23 protein-coding genes are annotated in these 19785 nt (G+C 33.1%); 12 read left to right on the plus strand and 11 right to left on the minus strand.

Annotated elements, in window-relative coordinates:
• The first annotated feature begins 33 nt into the window (after nucleotides 1–33).
• Nucleotides 34–270, plus strand: a complete 237-nt coding sequence (locus tag PHV37_07985) for a helix-turn-helix transcriptional regulator (protein MDD3238017.1) — start codon at nucleotides 34–36, stop codon at nucleotides 268–270.
• A gap of 86 nt (nucleotides 271–356) precedes the next feature.
• On the opposite strand, the gene PHV37_07990 is transcribed toward PHV37_07985, so the two are convergent.
• Entirely contained in the window at nucleotides 357–1205 is an 849-nt protein-coding gene (locus PHV37_07990) for a HEAT repeat domain-containing protein (protein MDD3238018.1), read from the minus strand.
• 352 nt (nucleotides 1206–1557) lie between these two features.
• Here PHV37_07990 and PHV37_07995 point away from each other — a divergent pair, with 352 nt between their 5' ends.
• Nucleotides 1558–2559 carry a prenyltransferase gene (locus PHV37_07995; GenBank protein MDD3238019.1) on the plus strand — a complete coding sequence of 334 codons (1002 nt, stop codon included), beginning with the start codon at nucleotides 1558–1560 and terminating at the stop codon, nucleotides 2557–2559.
• A 375-nt stretch (nucleotides 2560–2934) separates the two neighbouring features.
• Here the strand turns inward: PHV37_07995 and PHV37_08000 are convergent, their stop codons facing one another.
• Complete coding sequence (locus tag PHV37_08000; GenBank protein MDD3238020.1) at nucleotides 2935–3123, minus strand: ribbon-helix-helix domain-containing protein; 189 nt, start codon at nucleotides 3121–3123, stop codon at nucleotides 2935–2937.
• 263 nt (nucleotides 3124–3386) lie between these two features.
• Nucleotides 3387–3608 (minus strand): hypothetical protein, encoded by a 222-nt coding sequence (locus PHV37_08005; protein MDD3238021.1) that lies wholly within the window; start codon nucleotides 3606–3608, stop codon nucleotides 3387–3389.
• Between the two features lie 850 nt (nucleotides 3609–4458).
• On the opposite strand from PHV37_08005, the gene PHV37_08010 reads away from it, so the two are divergent.
• The 5 genes from PHV37_08010 to PHV37_08030 all read left to right on the plus strand — a co-directional run bounded on the left by PHV37_08010 (nucleotide 4459) and on the right by PHV37_08030 (nucleotide 7395).
• Complete coding sequence (locus tag PHV37_08010; GenBank protein ID MDD3238022.1) at nucleotides 4459–4824, plus strand: hypothetical protein; 366 nt, start codon at nucleotides 4459–4461, stop codon at nucleotides 4822–4824.
• Nucleotides 4812–5111 carry a hypothetical protein gene (locus PHV37_08015; protein MDD3238023.1) on the plus strand — a complete coding sequence of 100 codons (300 nt, stop codon included), beginning with the start codon at nucleotides 4812–4814 and terminating at the stop codon, nucleotides 5109–5111. The genes PHV37_08010 and PHV37_08015 overlap by 13 nt, the downstream gene beginning before the upstream one ends.
• A gap of 108 nt (nucleotides 5112–5219) precedes the next feature.
• Nucleotides 5220–5684 (plus strand): Hsp20/alpha crystallin family protein, encoded by a 465-nt coding sequence (locus tag PHV37_08020; GenBank protein ID MDD3238024.1) that lies wholly within the window; start codon nucleotides 5220–5222, stop codon nucleotides 5682–5684.
• A 49-nt stretch (nucleotides 5685–5733) separates the two neighbouring features.
• On the plus strand, nucleotides 5734–5982 hold the full coding sequence (locus PHV37_08025; protein ID MDD3238025.1) for a hypothetical protein: 249 nt from the start codon (nucleotides 5734–5736) through the stop codon (nucleotides 5980–5982).
• Between the two features lie 36 nt (nucleotides 5983–6018).
• The gene (locus PHV37_08030) at nucleotides 6019–7395 is read left to right on the plus strand and encodes an FAD-dependent oxidoreductase (GenBank protein ID MDD3238026.1); all 1377 of its coding nucleotides are present in this window, start codon (nucleotides 6019–6021) and stop codon (nucleotides 7393–7395) included.
• On the opposite strand, the gene PHV37_08035 is transcribed toward PHV37_08030, so the two are convergent.
• The 4 genes from PHV37_08035 to PHV37_08050 form a co-directional block, all read right to left on the minus strand.
• Nucleotides 7392–9092, minus strand: a complete 1701-nt coding sequence (locus PHV37_08035) for a hypothetical protein (protein ID MDD3238027.1) — start codon at nucleotides 9090–9092, stop codon at nucleotides 7392–7394. The two genes, PHV37_08030 and PHV37_08035, sit on opposite strands and share 4 nt — an antisense overlap.
• Nucleotides 9093–9211: 119 nt before the next feature.
• Nucleotides 9212–10243: a [FeFe] hydrogenase H-cluster radical SAM maturase HydE gene (gene hydE / locus PHV37_08040; protein MDD3238028.1), complete on the minus strand. Its 1032-nt coding sequence runs from the start codon at nucleotides 10241–10243 to the stop codon at nucleotides 9212–9214.
• A complete protein-coding gene (locus PHV37_08045) occupies nucleotides 10243–10785 on the minus strand; it encodes an epoxyqueuosine reductase QueH (GenBank protein MDD3238029.1) in 543 nt (180 codons plus the stop codon). The genes hydE and PHV37_08045 overlap by 1 nt, the downstream gene beginning before the upstream one ends.
• 3 nt (nucleotides 10786–10788) lie before the next feature.
• On the minus strand, nucleotides 10789–11979 hold the full coding sequence (locus tag PHV37_08050; GenBank protein MDD3238030.1) for a vitamin K epoxide reductase family protein: 1191 nt from the start codon (nucleotides 11977–11979) through the stop codon (nucleotides 10789–10791).
• Nucleotides 11980–12240: 261 nt separating this feature from the next.
• Here PHV37_08050 and PHV37_08055 point away from each other — a divergent pair, with 261 nt between their 5' ends.
• On the plus strand, nucleotides 12241–12690 hold the full coding sequence (locus PHV37_08055) for a hypothetical protein (GenBank protein ID MDD3238031.1): 450 nt from the start codon (nucleotides 12241–12243) through the stop codon (nucleotides 12688–12690).
• An 11-nt stretch (nucleotides 12691–12701) separates the two neighbouring features.
• Nucleotides 12702–13067 carry a hypothetical protein gene (locus PHV37_08060; GenBank protein ID MDD3238032.1) on the plus strand — a complete coding sequence of 122 codons (366 nt, stop codon included), beginning with the start codon at nucleotides 12702–12704 and terminating at the stop codon, nucleotides 13065–13067.
• A 55-nt stretch (nucleotides 13068–13122) separates the two neighbouring features.
• Here PHV37_08060 and PHV37_08065 read toward each other — a convergent pair whose 3' ends face one another.
• A complete protein-coding gene (locus PHV37_08065) occupies nucleotides 13123–14049 on the minus strand; it encodes a dihydropteroate synthase (GenBank protein ID MDD3238033.1) in 927 nt (308 codons plus the stop codon).
• A 55-nt stretch (nucleotides 14050–14104) separates the two neighbouring features.
• On the opposite strand from PHV37_08065, the gene PHV37_08070 reads away from it, so the two are divergent.
• On the plus strand, nucleotides 14105–15658 hold the full coding sequence (locus PHV37_08070; GenBank protein MDD3238034.1) for a hypothetical protein: 1554 nt from the start codon (nucleotides 14105–14107) through the stop codon (nucleotides 15656–15658).
• Here the strand turns inward: PHV37_08070 and mnmA are convergent.
• Together mnmA and PHV37_08080 are read right to left on the minus strand one after the other, a co-directional pair.
• Nucleotides 15655–16710: a tRNA 2-thiouridine(34) synthase MnmA gene (gene mnmA / locus PHV37_08075; protein ID MDD3238035.1), complete on the minus strand. Its 1056-nt coding sequence runs from the start codon at nucleotides 16708–16710 to the stop codon at nucleotides 15655–15657. The genes PHV37_08070 and mnmA overlap by 4 nt on opposite strands.
• Entirely contained in the window at nucleotides 16700–17308 is a 609-nt protein-coding gene (locus PHV37_08080) for a hypothetical protein (GenBank protein MDD3238036.1), read from the minus strand. Before PHV37_08080 ends, mnmA begins: the two co-directional genes overlap by 11 nt.
• A 186-nt stretch (nucleotides 17309–17494) precedes the next feature.
• Between PHV37_08080 and PHV37_08085 the strand changes: the two genes are divergently transcribed.
• Both PHV37_08085 and PHV37_08090 read left to right on the plus strand, forming a co-directional pair.
• Entirely contained in the window at nucleotides 17495–18724 is a 1230-nt protein-coding gene (locus PHV37_08085) for a S41 family peptidase (protein MDD3238037.1), read from the plus strand.
• A gap of 178 nt (nucleotides 18725–18902) precedes the next feature.
• Entirely contained in the window at nucleotides 18903–19046 is a 144-nt protein-coding gene (locus PHV37_08090; GenBank protein MDD3238038.1) for a hypothetical protein, read from the plus strand.
• 116 nt (nucleotides 19047–19162) lie between these two features.
• On the opposite strand, the gene PHV37_08095 is transcribed toward PHV37_08090, so the two are convergent.
• Nucleotides 19163–19753 (minus strand): type II secretion system protein, encoded by a 591-nt coding sequence (locus PHV37_08095; protein ID MDD3238039.1) that lies wholly within the window; start codon nucleotides 19751–19753, stop codon nucleotides 19163–19165.
• Nucleotides 19754–19785: the final 32 nt, after the last annotated feature.

The following is a 19785-nucleotide window of genomic DNA, read 5'->3' on the forward strand; positions in this document are numbered from 1 at the left end:
ATAACTCAAAACAAATATACCACAATAGGTGGTATGTGTAAAGATACAAAGAAAATTAATGAATTATATTATAAACTCGGGCAAAATATAAAACAATATCGAAAAGAAAAGAATATTTCTCAAGAAAAACTCGCATTTTCAATAAACACCGCCAGAAACTATATCGGCTGTATTGAGCGAGGCGAGAAACGCCCCAGCTTGGCGACGATTTATAAAATAACTCTAGTGCTTAAGATTTCGCTAACTGAATTATTTAAGGATATAGGGTAAAACAGAAAGCACAGCAAAACACTTAATTTATAAAAAAAGACCCTCGATTATGCGAGAGTCTTTTTTAACTTTTTCTAAAAATGACGTTAAACGCCGACTTTCTTTTGAGAAGCCCCTGGAACTGATTGCCAATTAGCAGCCATGATTTTTTTGAAAGATTTCAAAGCTGTATCTTCAAGCTCACCAAGTTCTTCAGCAGCCATAATCAATTCTCTTAAAGGCATCAAAGCTCTTTGATCTCTAAGAACGCCTAAAGCAGCAGCGGCACCGGCTCTTACCAAATCATTTTCTTGAGTATTTTGCATAACCTCAATCAATGCAGGAACAGCTTTTGTATCGCTCAATTTGCCAAGAGATGTAACAGCGTAAATTCTGACATTTACCCATTCATCTTTAAGCATAGTAATAATTTTTTCAACGGCTTTTGGATTACCGATTTCACCCAAAGCTCTTGTTGCATCGCAACGGACATTAACTTTTTCGTGATCAAGTGATTCAATAAGTGCATCTGTAGCAACATCACCAATTTCAATCAACGCATCAGTAGCAGTAATACAAACTTGAGGATTTTCATCATTCAAAGCCTCAACCAAAGGAACAACGACTTCTTTTCCGCCCAATCGGCCTAAAGCACGAGCAGCACGGACACGAACATCTACGTTTCGGTCTTCTTTCAAAGACTCAAGTAATGGCATAGTAGCAGCGATATCACCGAGTTCACCAAGGGCTCTTGCGGCATACAAACGGACAGAGCCGTTTTTATCATTTTTTAACACATCAATCAAAGGCTCAACAGCGGCAGAGTCGCCCATTTCGCCCAAGATTCTAGCTGCATTATATCTAACTTTTTCAGAATTACTTGTTCTCAAGTCATTCAATAAGTCATCAAATGATTTTTTAGCTTGTTTCTTTCTTGAATTCACACTAATTGTCATGTCTTTCCTCCGACATTTAAACTTTCCTTCACACTTACTTATCTAAAAAAAAGAAAACATAAACTATTGACTTTTTTTGATGTAAGATTACAAAATATTTACAATTGCGTTCACAAACGACATAAAACGTATAAAGAACACTTATTTTTATTTTGTTCTAATACTATAGCATATTTTTTGAAGCTTGTCTTTAGTTCAACAGGATTATTGGTGCAAAAGTATGAGATTTTTTATATATAAATAAGTATGTTTAACTTATTTTGTGATACTTTCGACTTTATTTTAGACGTTTACAAAAATTAATATATATTGTTATAATTTTATTAATAAGGGAAAACAAAAGGGAATTTTTATGAACAAAATTTTAAATGAAATAAAATTTTGGTGGAACGCCTCAAGGGGCTATACAACGCCTGTAACAATCATGTCATGGAGTGTGCCTTTTATTTTTGCACTTAGTGAGGGCGGTAACATATTTTTTGGAATTTTGGCACTTATTGGAATTTTGTCTGTTCACCTCGGCGTAAATCTTTTTGATGATATTGTTGATTATTATTTTGAAAAATACAAAACAAAAAAAGGTTTGCAAAACACTATTAATTTTCAAAAGGGGAAATGCAAATATATTATAGATGGACACGCCACCTATAGAATTATTCTGTTGATTACATTCTGCTTATTCGCTCTTGGCGGGCTGATAGGGCTGTTTTTTGTTTGGAAGTGTGGATTGCCGGTATTATACATAATGCTAATTACCGCTTTTTTGTGTGTTTTATACCCGTTAGTTACATATATTGGACTGGGGGAAATTATTGTCGGAACAGTCTACGCACCACTTTTATATAGCGGCGTTTATTTTGTTATGACAAAATCGTTTTCCGTTGAAATACTACTTGTTTCAATATCAACAGGACTTTTAACTATAGGATTATTAAACGCACACACATTTATGGATTTTGATTTCGATAAAAGAAACCGAAAAATCACGCTTTGCACCATTGCTAAAACCAAACACAATGCGGTCAAAACAGAAGGTGCCATTTTTATATTAGCAATGTTAAATATAATTATATTAGTATCGATAGGGAAATTACCCCCTATTATGTTGCTAACACTGGGGACAATACCTTTAATGATAACCCTTTACGAACTTTTGTATCGACACATAGAAAACCCTAATATCTATATAAAGGCAAAATTTTGGATGGGACCCATTGAAAATTGGAACGAAATAGTTAAAAATAAAAACGAAGGTTTTATGCAAAAATTTTTACTTGCACGAAACGTCATGTTTATATTTACGTTATTGTTGTGCATAGCAAAAATAATAGAAGAAATCAGGAAATGTATATAATAGAATTAATATATAAAAAATTTTTTGAAAAGAAAACACAGAAAGCACCGCCAGACCTTGAGGCAGCTAATCTAAATGTGCAAGACGAGCTGGAAGATGTAAATACCTGCAAACATATATTTTTGCCGATAGACAGTACAAAAAAGATACTAGCATGCTCGAAATGCGGTTTTGTAGTAAAAGCGGAAGACTTGCAAAAACATCGCAATTTTTTTCTCAGGTAAATCATAAACATAAGAAGAGCTTACATTGCGTAAGCTCTTTCTTTAAATCCCCAAATAAATAACCTATTTTGTAGTCTAGCGCCTGTCCTCTGTCCCCATTGAGCAATCCCCATTGCACAAGTAGCGGAAACGAAGGATTATTGTTGAAACTCTAATCTAAGAGAGCTTCCAAAATATTTGCATTTTTCATAGCTAATGAATTTTCTCTAACTTTTTGTTTGTGTATATAAGTTCTCAAAGCTTCACGAATTAATTCGCTTCTTGAACGATTTTCGTTGTCAGCAACTGAATCGATTTTTGATAAAAATTCTTCGGGCATTGAAATTAAAACTCTAGCCATAATAGTCCTCTTTCTATATTTTTTAATATTTTGTTTTTCTCTGTAATTCGCTGTCTTTTATGTGGTGTAATCTCTCGTCTTAATTGTCTCTCGTGTGGTTTTGTTTTATCTCTCTTACTCTTATATAAAAACATAGAAGAATAGAAAATTGCTATATTAAGTATATACATTTTCACGACAAAACAAACTGGAATAGGCACAACTCTTGTTGTATCAAGGGTTTCAAGATTATTTCAAGAGAGAGTATTTTTTGTAATATTTCGTTACAAAATAAAATCCAAAGAGCGTAAATCCTCATAAGTGACGCCACTTTCAGCCAGTTCTTCAGCAGAAATACCAAACAAAGAAATTAAATTTTTAGCTTCTTCAGACAACCTGTTCTCGTTAATTTCAGATGAAACAATTTCAATTGCATCTTCTCTATGCATAGTAAGGTCAATCGTATTTTTATTCTTGTTGAATATTCTTCTTTTCGATTTACCCATAAATTCACCTAATTATTATTAAAGTCAATTTTACGTGCTAAAGAAAAATAAGCAAACATAAAAAAGAGAAAATACTAGGGAGCACGGCTTATACAAAAGTATGTTTTTATCAAGAAATATAAGGCAAAGCCGTTACCTATCAATGAGTGTACAGCTTAGAGCCGAGATAGATTAAGAAACAGCATTTTCTATTGCAGAAGCTTTATTTACGCTGATGATAACAAGCTGAATGCTCTCAGCTATTGTGCCGGCTGTAACAAAAACAAGTCCGAAAATTAAGCATTAATTGATAGACTTCCGAGAAAAAGCAGCTAGTGGAATGACAAATATAGACAATATATCTTTTGATAGAATAAGCAATATAGAAATAGGAGTTGAGCTCTTATAAAGAGCTCAACTGGTTTTAAATTTATAAACAAGGCGTTTTGCAGATACTCTTAAAACAGATACCAATCGATTATATATTGCTTCTGACTTATTTCCGCAAGTAACAAATTCTTTGATTTGGGGTAATTTTAATAAAAATACAGTTGAAATTAATGGTTCACTTCTAAAAACTACAAGTGGAACTATATCTGATGAAAGAATGAAAAATATAAAATAATTCTTTGCGTTGATACAAATGAAATTTTATACGCCGTTGTAAATTCTACCAACCAATTATACGCCCTTCTATTAAGCGTGGGGCTTTTTAAAATCAGTTGCTTCAAACAAAATTTTCGACATTCATTAAGTTTTGTAAAAGATACTCTCTCCGAGGTTAATTAAAAAAATTCAGTTTCATTGTATAAATGTGCCTAATAAGCATGACCTAAATGTAAATAATTCCGATAGGAAGTAGCAAAAAACAATGAAAAAAAGCTTTAATACTAAATATATTAAAACTTTTGGACATATCAAAAAATTAATTTGGTATGTTGCCCAAGAAACGACCCATATTGAGCCTACGGATGTTATTTATTATGACCAAAAACTTGCACTCCAATGCAATGCAGGAAGAATGTCTGATATAATTGCAGATGTCTTAAAAAATGAATTTTCAGACAAAATTACAAACTCTGAATTCTACAATTTATTGTTATACGTACTTACTAACAAATTATGTACTTTGCAATCTATCAAAAATGTTTTATCATATAAAAAGAAACAAAATATAAAAGAAATACAAGATGTTAGCTTTAACAACGGAGAGGTTCAGCTAAAATGTTTAATTTAAAAAATTTAAAAATCGTAAAAGAACTTAAAAATATTCAACCTAAACTTAAATGGCTGATGTTCTCGCAAATTCAAGATTATAAAATAAATTCAAATTATGTCGACATGATTTGTAACGACAAAGAAAAAGAAATAAATTACGACAACGAGCACCTTGAAACCATGGTCAAAGAAATGTTGATAAAAGAATTCTCAGCTGATATCAAAAATTTAAAATCCTTCGACCTACTTGTCGACGCCGTTGTTCATAACATCAAAAAAAAGCAACTCGCTAAATACTCCGATTAGTACTATTAAAGATTAAACACTATAACTATTTTTGAATAATACTTGCAGGCAATGCAAGTATTATTTTTTTTCTGCAAAATATCTAAGTACAGCTATAGGAGAAAAGACATGAAATACCTGATTAAAAAACCCGACACCTTTTTAAACGCCCTCAACGATGATATAAACTCCATTCTTCACAAGAGTTTTGACAATATGTTCCCTGAATATATTTTCCAAAAGGAATTAAGCGGAATAGCTATGCCCATTGACGTTCAAGAATTTGAAGACTCTTATAAACTAAAAGTTGAACTTCCCGGCATTAAAAAAGACGATATCAATGTTGATATCACAAAAAACTCTGTAACCATTGATGCAGAAAAACAAACAGAAAAAGAAGAACAAGACAAAAAGAAAAAATATCATAAATCTGAATTTCGCTACGGGAAATATTCAAGAACCATCTACTTCCCTGAAGAAATAAATGTTTCAGATACAAAAGCAAAATTAAAAAACGGCATACTAAATATTTGCCTTCCCAAACTTGAAAAAGAAGAACACAAAAAAAGCAAGCTTGAAATTGAAGATAAATAACATATAATGGATAAGTTCCCCCAAAAAGATAATAAAAAGGAGTTTATCTATGACAACAATTTTAGGTATCAAAATGAACAGCCGTGTTGAAAACGCTGAAAATTTTCAAGCTATCTTAACAAAATACGGATGTTCCATAAAAACCCGTGTGGGATTACATCGAGCAGACAAAATAACTTGTTCTCCTTATGGAATAATTTTGCTTGATATTACTGATGAAAATGATGCAAGAGCCATTGAAAAAGAACTTTTAAATATAAGCGAAATTGAACTTCAAAAAATGGTTTTCGATGACTAATCCTTTTTGACATCATAGAAATATAAGGTAAGTAGCATGACAAAAAAAATAGTAATAATCGGTGGTGGTGCAGCGGGACCGAAAGCAGCCGCAAAACTTCGCCGTGAAAACCCTGATTATATTATAGATTTATTTACAGATGAAGACATTATATCTTATTCTGCGTGTGGCTTACCTTATTTTATCGAAGGCATAATTGACGATATAAACAAACTCATCGTCAGAACTCCTGAACAATTTGAAAAACAAAATATACATATCCACCTGAACAAAAAATGTATAAAAGTTGAACCGCAAAAAAGACATGTACTTATAAAAAATTTAAAAACAGAAACAGAAAAAACTGTAAATTATGATATTTTGGTGTTGGCAACAGGTGCAAGACCATTTATTCCTCCTATTGAAAATATAGCTTTGAAAAATGTCTTTTCTCTAAGAAAGCTTTCTGATGGGATAAATATCAAAAACGCAATGCTTAACTCAAAAAAAGTCACGATTATCGGGGGGGGATATATTTCTATTGAACTCATAGAAGCCTTTGTGGCAAACCACCTTGAAGTGACAGTTATAGAGCCAAACAAATACATTATGAATACTTTTGACCCTGAGATTTCTCAGATTATACAAAATCATGTACTTCAAATGACAAAAGGACAAGTTTATATACTAAACGAAGATAGAGCGGTAAAATTTGAAGGAAAAAATGGAATTGTAAAACAGGTTATCACACAAAAGGGTAAAGCGATAAACACTGATATGGTAGTTATTGCAGCAGGGGTTGTTCCGAACACGGAATTTTTAAATGGCACAGACCTCAAAAAAGGCTGCTACAACACAATCTGGGTAAACAATCACCTTAAAACAAGTGCATCTGCAATATTTGCAGCAGGTGACTGCGTTGAAAAGACCAATCAAATAACAAAAAACCCATGTTGGATACCGTTGGGCTCTATAGCCAATAAAGAAGGACGTTGTGCTGCACTCAATATTTCTGATAATGACTGCTCGTTTGAAGGTGTTCTTGGCTCTGCAGTAAGCAGATTTTTTTCATTCACAATGTCCCAAACCGGTGTAACAGAAAAAGAAGCCAAAGCAAAAGGGTATGAAGTTGTAACAGCTACTGTCACAAAAAAAGACAAAGCAGGCTACATGCCTGACGTAGAGAACATCACATTAAAACTGGTGGTAGACAAGAGTTCACGATTAATATTCGGAGCACAAGCGATAGGTTGTGGAGAAGCGAATCAGAGAATAAACACTGTCAGCTCAGCCATCGGGAACGGGACAAGAATAGATAATTTTCTCAATTTAGACCTTCCATATTCCCCACCGTATTCACCAGCTATAGATCCATTGTTAAACGCCGCTCAAATCATTTTTGACAAGCTTGAAAGTAATAAAGAATGCAGTTAAACAATTCTTTTTTCTTTAGTTTTGTCCGTAATTAAAAGATTGTAGTCAATTTCTTCTAAATAATTACGAAATAGCTCATCATAGGTCTTGTGAAGCGGAACGAAATTTTCACGAATTTTTTTCGGATATTCGATATCGTCTTTGATTAAATATTTTTCAGCGATAGCCATTGTGTAATCTTTTTCGGGATTTATTTTAACGAATGATGATTTTTCATTTTTGTTCCTGATTTTCACAGCATCGTAGGCGGTTTTATGTTTTTCTTCGCCCGATAGAATTTTTTCAAGCAAAGTTCTGTCGACTTTTATATCAGACCAATGGATTATAGTATTTCTGGTTTTAGCGGCGATATTACCTTTAACATTTTCGACAATAAGCCCTACCAAATCTTCTCCTTTAACTTTTCCGACTTCGACGCCTGATAAATCTTCGCTGACGCCATCAAATATCTTCATCATATCGAGGTTATTTGAGCCGTTTTTAAGCCCTCCGCGAATAATAGAAGATTGAACACCTACAATGTCTATATCTGGGACATCTTCTCTGACAGAGCGTTTTATAGCACTTGTCAAATAATTTGCTAAATAACTGTTGGCATAACGGATGTCATTGTCATAGGGCAATTCTTCAAGTTCTTTTTTCTTGTCGACAATGTTAATCAAAGGCTCCATATCTTTTTTGAAAGTTGCACCGAGGAGTTTTTTGACACCATTTGTTTCAAGATTATCCATCTTGTATAATTTAGTAAAATAGGTACTTGTTTCACGCTCAATATCGCCGTTTTTTTCAAGAGTAAGAGCAATAGATTTTACGAGCTCATTATCTTTTCCGAGAGAGCTTATTGAAGACAAACCTTTAGAAATAGTCGAGCAGTCATGTTGATGAGCGTCAAATGTTTCATTTATTCCGGGGACTTCATCTCTAATCATTTTAGATATTTTTGTTCCCATATGAGAAGAAAAGAGAACAACGCCATTTGGATAACGTTCTTTAAAATCAGAAACTTTTTCATTCAAGACCTCAAATGTTTTTGTCAAATCTTCTTTTTTCAATTGAGCATCTTTTTTTTCTTGGTCATCAAAAAACGATAAACGCTTTAAAAGCCCGGGATTATAGAACTTCATAGTAGGGATAGTCGCACCCAAAATCATTACGTGGTGCTTATAATCAGGGTCATCACTATCAGGGATAGAATATTCTTTTGAGTCAACCAGCGGCATTTTTTCTCTGGATAAATCTTTATAGATAGGCGATTTCCGTTTGTCGATATTTGAAACCACTGTTGTCATTTCTTTCATATCAACTAAATTCAACAAAGTATCATCGCCCCCGTCAAAGCAGTGGTTTCCAGGGGTATAAACGGCATCAAAGTTTGAATTTTTAGGCAAAAGATTTTTGACCTCTTGTATTAATTTTCTGAGAAATCTTTTCTGAATATTCCCGTTTGTAGACTCAGGATATGTTCTAAACCCTTTTTTGGAAGGATTAATATAGAAATCGCCTGCATTTACAAACAAATTCAATGTACTTTCATCCTCTGATTTTTGAAAAATGTCTTCTTTATTTTCTTTGATTGTATTGAAGAAATCAGGCAACGTAGTCAAATTGCCATGATTATCAGAAGACGCCAAAATATTAACTCTTGCTGATTTAAAGCTGACAGCATTGGCTGTCGTGTTCAACACAGAAAATCTCATAACTCTCCTTGGGGGCAGTTGCAGAAAAAGCCCATATTTTTTATACCATTAGCAGAAGTATTAAACCACTTCAAAATATTTTTTGCTGTTATTTTAAGAAAGTTTTACAATTCAGAAAATCAGAATTTATAATTCAAGCTTTGCCCGAATTTTGAAGACACGGTGCGACCAATTGACTCAATTTTTGCCGTAATACAATTTCTACACTTGTCGGGAGTATCATTTACGCAAATTTTGCCGGGGTAAATTTCATATTTTTTGCGATAGTCACCCTCTGTTACGTTTGGCATAACGACATTTGCACCACTTTGTAAGGCAATAATTCTTCCGTTTTTGTTCAATGTTTCCATAGCAGTCGTCGCCGGAATATTTATATTCGGCAAAAGCAATCTGGTTATAGCCATAACTTTTAAAGCCAACACAAAACTCCCGGTTGCTTCATTTACCAAAGGGGTATTTGGATTAGGGATAAAAGGTCCTATCCCAATCATATCAGCGTCAAGGGCTTTAAAATACAAGATATCACCAGCTAAAGACTCGATTGATTGAGCAGGAAGTCCGACAAGGCAGCCTGAGCCGACCTCATAGCCCAGTTTTTTTATATTCAAAAGGCAATTTTTTCTATTTTCTAAACTCATATTCGGGTGCATTTTTTTGTATAAAACATCGTCTGTTGTTTCTATTCTTAAAAGATATCTATCTGCACCTGCTTCTTTTAGAGCTTTATATACCTCGAAAGATTTTTCGCCAATACTCAACGTTATTGCGATATTCAATTTTTTAATTTTTGAAATCAATTCACAAAACAAATCGATATCATAAGACGAATTCTCTCCTGATTGAAGGACAACTGTCTTGTAGCCTTGATTTGAGGCATGTAAGGCAAAAGAGTATATTTCATCAAAAGATAAGTTATATCTTTCGATATCAGAATTATCGCGTCTTAAACCACAATATTTGCAATTACAAGCACAAATATTGGAAAATTCTATCAATCCTCTTAAATGAACTTCATCTCCAACAAATTTTTGCCTAACAGCATTTGCAGCCTCAAATAAATCTTTATCCGAGCCGGAATTTTTGAGCAAAGTTGTTATTTCGCCGAAATCAAGATTATGGAACTCTATAGCTTTTTCAATAATATCGTGCATCAATTTTCCTTAAATATACTATACTCGCACCCGCAATAATTTTGCCTGTAGAAACCCTCTTTTTTAGAGATTTCCATTGTTTTTAAAAAGCCGTTTTGTTTTTTGAAATCTTCTTCTAAGAAATTCAAATCAAATTTTTCGGCAATACCTTTTCCAACCCCAAAAATTTGTTTAGAATTTTTATGCGGACTGACAGTCAAAGTAGTTGTAAAAGTGTCAATATTGAGTTTGATAGCTTTAGCAGCGGTTTGAAACAACCTGAGCTCAAAACAACGGGTACATCTTTTGCCTTTCTCGGGCTCATCTTCTAAACCAGCAATGTAATCGTACCAAACAGATGCGTCTTGTTTATCGATTAAGAGTTCTAAGCCCATTTTTTCACAGTATTTTTCAAGCTCTCTATATCGTTTCATAAACTCGTCGGGCGGAAAAATATTCGGATTATAAAAATACAAAACAGGCTCATAATCCATTGATTTTAATTTTTCAATGCAATACCCCGCACAAGTGGCACAACAGGCATGGAGCAATATTTTTTTCATACTTTATTTTCTTTCTTTGGCACCCATTTTTATTAACTTATCTTTTAGTTCATAATATGGGATTAAGCCGATATGTTTTTCCATATTGATTAAAACAGAAGGAGTCCCTTCAATACTTTCTTCATCAGCCAAATCAATATCTGCTCTAAGTTGCTTTGCGACTTCTTTGCTATTTGCATCTTCAAAGAGTTGTGGAGCATCAATATTAGCCTTTGCAGCGAGTTTCATTATTTCATCTTCGGTTTCAGGAGTATTTTCAAACAAAATCTCATTCATCTCTAAGAATTTATTTTGTTTTTTAGCCGCAATAGCGTACTTAGCCAACATGCAAGAATTTTCATGGATAGTGCGAGGTACATAAGGATTACAAGTAGCGTCTAGCGGAAGATTGTATTGAATTATTTTAACGCCGTCGAGCTCTGAAACTGCACGATGTAGCATCAAATTGGAGATATAGCAAGACGGACAATTATAGTCCATAAACTCTTTTATTACTATTTTTGAATTTGGGTCACCAAGCTCATTACCTGAAACCATATACGGATTTTTCTTCATTTTTTTAAAAGATTGAAAAGAATTATATTTTTTGACCTGAGGAGTAAAAATATAGCTCATTGAAGTAAATGTCAAAAAAGCAATCGCCACGAGAACGCACGCTGAAAAAGCAATTGCGTACTTTTTAATCTTAACAGCTTCTATGAAATCAACAAAACTCGTTTTTATATCATAAAAAACGTTTTCTTCCCTATTTCGAGAAATCAACGCTATAGCAAAATCCAAAATGTATGTAAAAAAGCATAATATACAAATTTTTTCAATCATAAAGAATTGAACACAAGCTAAAATCATAGAGATAGAAAAGGACAAAACTGAAATCGAAAATATATAAGAATAAGGATGTTTAAAAACCTCCAAAAACTTCAAATATTTAAAATCTTTTAGCTTGTTCACGCAAGTCATAAAAAGGACGAACACATAAAGAAGCATTCCCCATAAAGCAAGCGGAATTCCTAAAAATTGAGAAAAAGTTGTCTTTGCGACAGAATCGCAGTCGATAATATTATTTATAGAGCAAAAACTGCCCAAAGAATAAGGATTAAAATTTGCATCAAAATATATCAAAGCCAATTTTATTGTGGTAATAAACCCAATCACTGCGAGCAATATAATCGAAATTTTTCTTGTTTTAGACATGTTGACTCCTCTGCCTGATTTTGTTTAAAACAGCTGATTAAATCTATTCAACACCCGACTAGACAAATCAGCTAAATGTTTGACCTCATTTTAATATCTAAACATATAATTAGCAAGCTTGTAATGATTAAGAAGAAGAAAATGTCTATAACTAAAGTTGTAAAATTTTTATCCTATTTCCTATAAAAAGATGATATACAATCGAAATGCTTGTGTTACCTTGTGATAGAGATATCAACTAAATTAAAAAAGGAATAGGTTATGAACATATCAAAAATCAACCTTAACTTGGGGCAAAAAATAGCTCCTAAAGCTGATGAAACAAAAAATTTCAGCACAAATCCATTTGGCGTAAGCTTTAAAGGAAACGTAATTCAAGCAGATGTTTTTGAAGGTGCAACTCCGAATATTGCAAAAAAGATTTCTAACAAAGGAAAACTTTTCGCAAGTGCTATTGTAGGTGGTATAAACAACTTCAACAACGCTTTTCAATCAAGAATGAATGCCATAGTTTCTTTTGGTAAAAAAATCAAAACTAATGTATTCTCAACTTTTGACAAAATAGTAAACACAGAAATCTCTGTTGATTTTAATGCTTTTAAAACAACTTTGAAAAACAGAATTTTCCCTGATAGCCAATTTAAAGTTAAAAATCTTGTAAAACGCCCCGTTGAAGAACTCGGTACAATGTTAAAAGCTGAATTAGCGTAGGAGAATTCATAATGGAAAGAAAAGACAAAATCAAAAATCTTATAGATGCACTAGGTGCACATCAAGACTCACAAGCCGTTGCTGTCTTAGATGAAATCGGTACAAATTGTGCTGATGACGAAATCAGAGAATGGACAGCAAAAGCACTTATAAATAGAAACTCTCACGACTCATTAAAAATTATGCTTTTGGCAAAAGGGAAAGGTGTAAACGACTTGAGTGCAAGAGTAGCAATGACCGCTATAAACGAGCTTTTGGCTTTAGAAGATAAAACTGAAGCAATAAAAATCTTGGATGATACAATTGAGCAACACTCAGATAAAGAAGTTAAAGATACAGCACGCTCTGTAAGAGCCTTGATGACTTTTTCATGCTAAGATTTTAAGTTGGATATAGACAAAAAAGACTTCTCAAAGAGAGAAGTCTTTTTTATTATATTTCCAAATAACTGTTTGAATATATTTTTTTATTCAAAAGTATTTCTGCAGTTTTATGTATATTTTTTGCCTCAACATCATCTTTGTCAAAACTCAAATCTGATAAATCTCCAAAATCACGCTGCATTTGAAATAAATCAATAATAAATTTGTCGTAAGATTTTTCACAAATACCTGTTTCAAGGACCTTGTTCAGCCTCAAAAGCTCAAAATCGAAAGAATCAACTATCGCACTATCCAAACCGCAGCCTGACGCCAAAACAAAGAAAACTCTGTTTATCAATGGGCGAAGCTCTTTCGGGCAACCGTTAGAAACATTTGAAAGTCCGATTGTCGTCAAAACAGGAGGGTCAAAACTTTCCTTAAACATTCTGATAGCGTCTAAGGCTTGCCCTGCTTGAGATTGGTCAACAGCTATCGGCAAAATGAGCGGGTCAAAAAATATTTTTGAATTATCAATTTCTTTTTCAGAAGTTTTTTCAATAATGCTAAACGCAAGCTCCAAACGCTCATCAGCCATTTTGGGAATACCTATCTCATTATTCAAAGTCAAAGCTATAATATTAGAATCAAATTCTTTCGCTAAAGACGTAACCGCCTCCAGCCTCTGCTCATCAGCACTTGTGCTGTTTATAATGCAAGCTGAAGGATTTTTAACCAAAGACAACCCTGCACGAATTTCTTCCTGATTTGTAGAATCGAATGAAAGAGGAACCTCACTCATAGAGCGAACTATATTCACGAGCCAAGTCATGGTGCCCGAAAAAGCTTTTTTTGCAGGTCCTATATTTAAGTCAATAAAATCAGGATTTGTGTCAATTTGTCTTTGGACAATTGACCTTATAAAAGCCTCATCACGGACAAGTACAGCTTCTTTTATACTTTTTGAGATAATATGTATATTTTCAGATATTATTTTCATTATAAATCCCCATTATGTTATCCTATAATAGACTATCTTAGCATGAGAATTAAAAATGAAAAAAGAAGCAATAAATACATATATATTTTTGACGGCGTTATTATTATTTTGCGTCGCATTAAGCTTTATTAACAACAAACCTGATTATGATATCTGGGCTCGCCTAATCGTTGGCAATCATATTTTAGAAAGCCTTTCTATTGCTAAATTTGACTTTTATTCTTATACGCCAACCCACATTTGGTATGACCATGAATGGGGTGCAAGCTTAATTTTTACAACCGTATTCAAACTTTTTGGACAGGTTGGGCTGACTGTTTTGAAAGGGCTTATGATTTTCGGAATAAGCTTTTTCACATACAAAATCATCAAAATCAGAAAACCTGAATATATCTCAGCTCAAAATATTATGTTTTATCTACTTTCAATATTGATAGCCTATGACGTATATGCAGCAACGATAAGATGTCATATGTTCACTTTCTTATTTTTCGCAATTTGGCTATACTTGCTTGAAAAAGTCAGAAACGGTCAAAAAAAATGGATTTTTTACCTCCCATTTATAATGATTTTTTGGTCAAATATCCACGGTGGCTGTGTATGCGGACTTGGACTTCTTGCAATTTACGGAATAGGTGAATTTTTAAACAAAAAGCCTTGTAAAGACTATTTTGTAGCACTGATTTTGAGCACTTTTGCTCTATTTATAAATCCATACGGTTATAAATATGTAAGTTTTTTACTAACCGCAGTAACTATGAAACGCCCATTTATTACCGAATGGTTAAGCCCTTTTCATTGGGCAAACAGTGCAAGCTATTTTCTTTTTAAATTCTACATAATATACATGTTTATTGCGATTGCCGTTTATTTCAAAAAAACAGGATTTGACTATAAAAAAATCGATAAAACAAAATTCATTTTATTCTTTTCTACTTTAATAATCGCTGTAGAACATGTAAAAATGATTCCGTTTTTTGTAATTGTCACATCTTCTTTATTCTATGATGAAATATTTTTCTTCCTAAAATTTAAAAATTTTGAAAAAATAAAAAAAGTTATGACAACTATTCTGATACCCATTGCCGTTATTGGCTTTTCAGTGTTCCGTATAATTTCAGTTGACAAAAACGTGCAGTTTTTTGGCTTCAAATATCCTGCATATCCTGTTGAATTCATACGTGTCAATGGTTTAAAGGGGAATCTCTTTATAAACTTTGAATACGCGAGTTTTGCGGCTTACAAATTATACCCTCAAAACAAAATCTTTATGGATGGGCGTTATGAGGAGGTTTACGACCCTAATTTAATCAAAACAATGAAGAACTTTCACCTCGTCAGAAAAAACTGGGACAGCGTAATTAAAGATTACCCCACAGATATTATTATCATTGAAAAAAACTATAAAATATATAAAAAACTAAAAGAATTAAAAGATTGGCAAGAAATTTTTGATGACGGCAGTTTCTCAATTTTCATCAAAAAATCAAAAGCAAAAAATAAATATATTTTACCAACTAACAACCCCAATTATTATATCAACACGCTTTTTGATACAAAAATAAAATTTGAACAAAAAGAGAATTTTTTGACAAAACCGTTAGATTAAAGTATTTCTTTTATCCAACCGCCACCGATTAAATGACCGTCTTTCATGTCATATACGACACCGGCTTGACCTTTAGCTGAAGCTGAAAGCCCTTCAAAGAAAGTAATTTCGACACATTCATTTTTTCTTGTAACGAGAGCTTTTTGAGCGTCCATATTATATCTGATTTTTACCATAGCCTCAAATGGCACGCAGTGACTATCATCATGCCAATTAAATCTTTCTAATAACACTTTGTGACAACACAAATCATTATTGGTTCCGAGATACACAATATTTTTTTCAGCATCAAGGTTAGTAACATATAAAGGCTCTGAATATGCTATTCCGATACCCTTTCTTTGCCCGACTGTGTACTGATAAAAGCCTTCATGTTCGCCAATTTTTTCGCCTGTTTTTTCGAGCACAAAATCGCCTTTTAAGGGTTCTGTTATATTCAAAATGTATTTTTTTACAGACATTGGTTTTTTTATAAAACAAATGTCTTGGCTTTCTTTAGCAGATGCTGTGGGAAGTCCGTTTTCAAAGGCTAAAACACGTACTTGATTTTTCAAAAAAGCACTCAAAGGAAACATAGTCCTTGAGAGTTGCTCTTGTGATAAATCAAACAAATAATAAAGTTGGTCTTTCTTTATATCTTGAGCGGGGTAAAGTAGATATTTTCCGTCCTCATTTTTTAATTTGGCATAATGACCTGTAGCCATAAAATCGACATGAAGCTCATTTATTGAATAGTCCAAAAGGGCACCCCATTTAATCGCTTTATTGCAGACAATGCAAGGGTTTGGTGTCTCGGCATTTTTATAAGAATTTTCGAAATAATCTATGACATTTTCTTTAAATTCTTTACTCAAATCGAGAACAAAATGCTCAATTCCCAATGTATCTGCGACATTTTTGGCATTTTTAACAACCTCGTCAAAATTTTCATCACAAACCATTTTCGCTGTTATTCCAACGACTTCATAGCCATCTTTCTGCAACAGCAAAGCAGTAACAGAACTATCAAGCCCCCCACTTAGAGCAACTGCGACTTTTCCCTTAGAGCTCATTATAAAAGAATTCCTCTCCTTTTTGAGTTAGTGTGTATTCTGTAACATCGCCAAGTCCTGTCAAATCCGGCACTATTGAGATAAAATCCGAATTTATCGCATCTTCAAAGGCTGAATGAGCAATAGGAGCCTCTCCGATTGGCACCAAACGGCTATTGACCTGTTTAATGGTAAATCGTTCAAAATTTTCTAAATGAATCATGAAAAATACTGTCAATATCAAAACTTTCAAAGGTGAATCCGGTTTTTTTTCATTTATCATGTTTTGAAGCTCGTTTTCCTCTTGAGCAATATTGTCTAAATCAATCTTGGGTTTTTCAATTGATTCTTGCAAAACAGCCTCAAAATCAGGAGGGGAAACGGTTTCTGTTTCTTGCTCAATATTTTTAGCGATTTGTTTCAAGGTAACAAGTTTTTTAATATCAATAAAACCCATTCTTTTAGGAGCATCTTCAGAATTTTCATCTGACACGTTTTTTGAAGGTTTACAAATATTTTCTACCCAATTTAAGACAGTTTCGTCAAAATCAGCCAAGCTATCTGTAGAAAATTCAAGTTCTGTATCATTCTTTTTTATTTTGAAATAATAATTGTGCATAATATCACCTAAGCTCAAGTAACAAATATATTAACAAAAAAACAGCGACATATTCAAGATTATGAAGAAAAATTTCGGCTTTTCAAATCACCAACAAGAGGATTGAATAAATTCTAAGATTTTATATTATAATGATGGGTGAGAGATTTTGTCTTTCGTGGCAAAGTAATAATAAAGGATATTATTTTGAAAAATTTTCTTAAAAAATATGGGATTGTATCATTTGTAGCAGTATTTTTGGTTTTATTGACTTTCTTCGGAAACTCAAGCGATGCCTTTGCTCCAACACAGCTTTATGACCAAGTTTGGAAACTGATTAACGTAAAATATGTTGACCCTACAAACAACCAACAAAACTGGAACAAGTGGCGAGGAAAATATGACAATTATATAAAAACAGACGAAGATGCTTATGTGGCTATAGACACAATGCTCGCAAGCCTCAACGACCCTTATACAAAATTTTTAAACCCTAAAGAATTTGAAGAAGAAACAAGTTCGATAAAAGGTTCACTAAAAGGAATCGGCGTTCAAATCGGTGTTCGTGACGGTAAATTATTGATTATCGCCCCAATTGAAGATACCCCCGGAGAACGTGCGGGATTAAAGGCGGAAGATGAAATTTTGGAAATTAACGGTGAATCAACTAAAGGCATAACTGTTGATAAGGCTGCCGACAAAATAAGAGGCGAAGAAGGTACTACCGTAAATCTATTGATTAAACGTAAAAACCAACCGAACAAACAATACACAATAACAAGAGCTGAAATTGAAATAAAATCAGTTTCGACTAAATTGCCTGAAAATACAAAACTCGAAGACAAAATCGGATACATAAGATTAAGTTCTTTTTTAAGCAAAAACGCTTCGACTGAATTTATTACAGCCTTAGAACAAAATTCTACAAAACAAGGCTACATCATTGACCTCCGTTCAAACCCCGGTGGGCTTTTGTCAAACGCAATATTGTTATCAGACATGTTTTTAAATGGTGGCGTTATCGTCAGCACAGTTGACCGTGACGGCTACAAAGAAACATCTCGAGCTACTCGTAAATATTTATCTGATAAACCTATGGTTATTCTTATCAACGGAGGAAGTGCTTCAGCCAGTGAGATTTTCTCAGGTGCCTTAAAAGACAATCAAAGAGCTCTTTTAGTCGGTGACAAATCTTTCGGAAAAGGCCTTGTTCAAGAAATCAACAAACTCCCTGGTGGCTCCGGCGTCAACATTACTATCCAAAAATATTTGACACCAAATGGCACTGATATCAACAAAAAAGGTATTGAACCTGATGTAAAAGTTGAAATAACAGATAACGATGTCAAAACAAAGCACGATTCCCAACTGATAAAAGGTCAACAACTTTTATTACAAATGATTGCTAACCAACAAAAGCAATGCGTTAAACATTAAATTTACAAGCTAAAAATGAAGCTCCTCAAGAATTTGAGGGGCTTTTATTTTGTAGTTTTCTCTTATAAAAAATATTCCAAAGTAAAGTTTTGTAAAAATAAGCTTGCCAAACCTTAAGTTCATCATTAAATGAGACGAAGGATATAAAGTAAGGGATATGTGCTTAAGGAGCTACTAAATGCATAACAACGATATTAACGATAATAAAATAGTTATTGAAATCAGAGAATTAGTTAATGACATCGATAACTTTAAAGAAGATGTTGAAGAATATTGCAGATTTATGAAAGAAATGTTTCTTTCTACTTCAGGTAAAAATTAAAGTTAATCTGTAAAAAAAATTTCCAAAAATCCTCCTTTGTTGTTTGTTATTTAAGAAGGCACCTTATTTAAAGTGCCTTTTTTTTTGATTTTTATATTAAATTTTATAACAACTTATTAGGTTGCACCGCCGGTAGCTTGTTTATATCCTAAGAACTCAGCTAATTCCATAGCAGGGACAACTGCATCTCTATATAATAACAAATACTCGAACCTATCTTTTGGACTATCAACATTATTTGTTGTTTGATTTGGACCTTTTTCACCATTAACATCAACGGTCACAATAAAACAAGGATCGTCATTAATAGAACCTGAATAAGGACAATCGCCTATATTACCCGCCCTAAAAGAATAACCTATTCCATCAGCTGTGTAATAATAATCATCAACAACCAATTCTGCAAAAGCAGGAGCAGAGAAAAGATTAGAAGAAGAAGCTCCAGTCCCCATCGCTATTACATTACATCTTTCTTTAAAAAAATTGTTTACTAAATCGTTTACAGAAGAAAAATCTTCTATTGACTTGCCACTCAATGCGTATTCTTGTTGAACTGCTTGAGCCATTATTGAAATTGATTTTTTCAAAGCAGTTTTTTTCTCTTCATTATTTGTGCTATTCAAAAGAGCGGGGATAGTCATAGCCGCAATAACACCGATAATAACGAGAGTAATAAGCACCTCGGCTAATGTAAATGCCTTTTTCATTTTAGATATTCCTTTCAATTTTATAATTATAT

The organism is Candidatus Gastranaerophilales bacterium (assembly GCA_028693235.1).
In the GTDB taxonomy this organism is placed as follows: Bacteria; Cyanobacteriota; Vampirovibrionia; order Gastranaerophilales; family Gastranaerophilaceae; genus JAQUVW01.

Coding starts and splice junctions, on each gene's coding strand:
- PHV37_07985 (MDD3238017.1), top strand. CDS start 34: ATGTGTAAAGATACAAAGAAAATTAATGAATTATATTATAAACTCGGG.
- PHV37_07990 (MDD3238018.1), bottom strand. CDS start 1,205: ATGACAATTAGTGTGAATTCAAGAAAGAAACAAGCTAAAAAATCATTT.
- PHV37_07995 (MDD3238019.1), top strand. CDS start 1,558: ATGAACAAAATTTTAAATGAAATAAAATTTTGGTGGAACGCCTCAAGG.
- PHV37_08000 (MDD3238020.1), bottom strand. CDS start 3,123: ATGGCTAGAGTTTTAATTTCAATGCCCGAAGAATTTTTATCAAAAATC.
- PHV37_08005 (MDD3238021.1), bottom strand. CDS start 3,608: ATGGGTAAATCGAAAAGAAGAATATTCAACAAGAATAAAAATACGATT.
- PHV37_08010 (MDD3238022.1), top strand. CDS start 4,459: ATGAAAAAAAGCTTTAATACTAAATATATTAAAACTTTTGGACATATC.
- PHV37_08015 (MDD3238023.1), top strand. CDS start 4,812: ATGTTTAATTTAAAAAATTTAAAAATCGTAAAAGAACTTAAAAATATT.
- PHV37_08020 (MDD3238024.1), top strand. CDS start 5,220: ATGAAATACCTGATTAAAAAACCCGACACCTTTTTAAACGCCCTCAAC.
- PHV37_08025 (MDD3238025.1), top strand. CDS start 5,734: ATGACAACAATTTTAGGTATCAAAATGAACAGCCGTGTTGAAAACGCT.
- PHV37_08030 (MDD3238026.1), top strand. CDS start 6,019: ATGACAAAAAAAATAGTAATAATCGGTGGTGGTGCAGCGGGACCGAAA.
- PHV37_08035 (MDD3238027.1), bottom strand. CDS start 9,092: ATGAGATTTTCTGTGTTGAACACGACAGCCAATGCTGTCAGCTTTAAA.
- hydE (MDD3238028.1), bottom strand. CDS start 10,243: ATGCACGATATTATTGAAAAAGCTATAGAGTTCCATAATCTTGATTTC.
- PHV37_08045 (MDD3238029.1), bottom strand. CDS start 10,785: ATGAAAAAAATATTGCTCCATGCCTGTTGTGCCACTTGTGCGGGGTAT.
- PHV37_08050 (MDD3238030.1), bottom strand. CDS start 11,979: ATGTCTAAAACAAGAAAAATTTCGATTATATTGCTCGCAGTGATTGGG.
- PHV37_08055 (MDD3238031.1), top strand. CDS start 12,241: ATGAACATATCAAAAATCAACCTTAACTTGGGGCAAAAAATAGCTCCT.
- PHV37_08060 (MDD3238032.1), top strand. CDS start 12,702: ATGGAAAGAAAAGACAAAATCAAAAATCTTATAGATGCACTAGGTGCA.
- PHV37_08065 (MDD3238033.1), bottom strand. CDS start 14,049: ATGAAAATAATATCTGAAAATATACATATTATCTCAAAAAGTATAAAA.
- PHV37_08070 (MDD3238034.1), top strand. CDS start 14,105: ATGAAAAAAGAAGCAATAAATACATATATATTTTTGACGGCGTTATTA.
- mnmA (MDD3238035.1), bottom strand. CDS start 16,710: ATGAGCTCTAAGGGAAAAGTCGCAGTTGCTCTAAGTGGGGGGCTTGAT.
- PHV37_08080 (MDD3238036.1), bottom strand. CDS start 17,308: ATGCACAATTATTATTTCAAAATAAAAAAGAATGATACAGAACTTGAA.
- PHV37_08090 (MDD3238038.1), top strand. CDS start 18,903: ATGCATAACAACGATATTAACGATAATAAAATAGTTATTGAAATCAGA.
- PHV37_08095 (MDD3238039.1), bottom strand. CDS start 19,753: ATGAAAAAGGCATTTACATTAGCCGAGGTGCTTATTACTCTCGTTATT.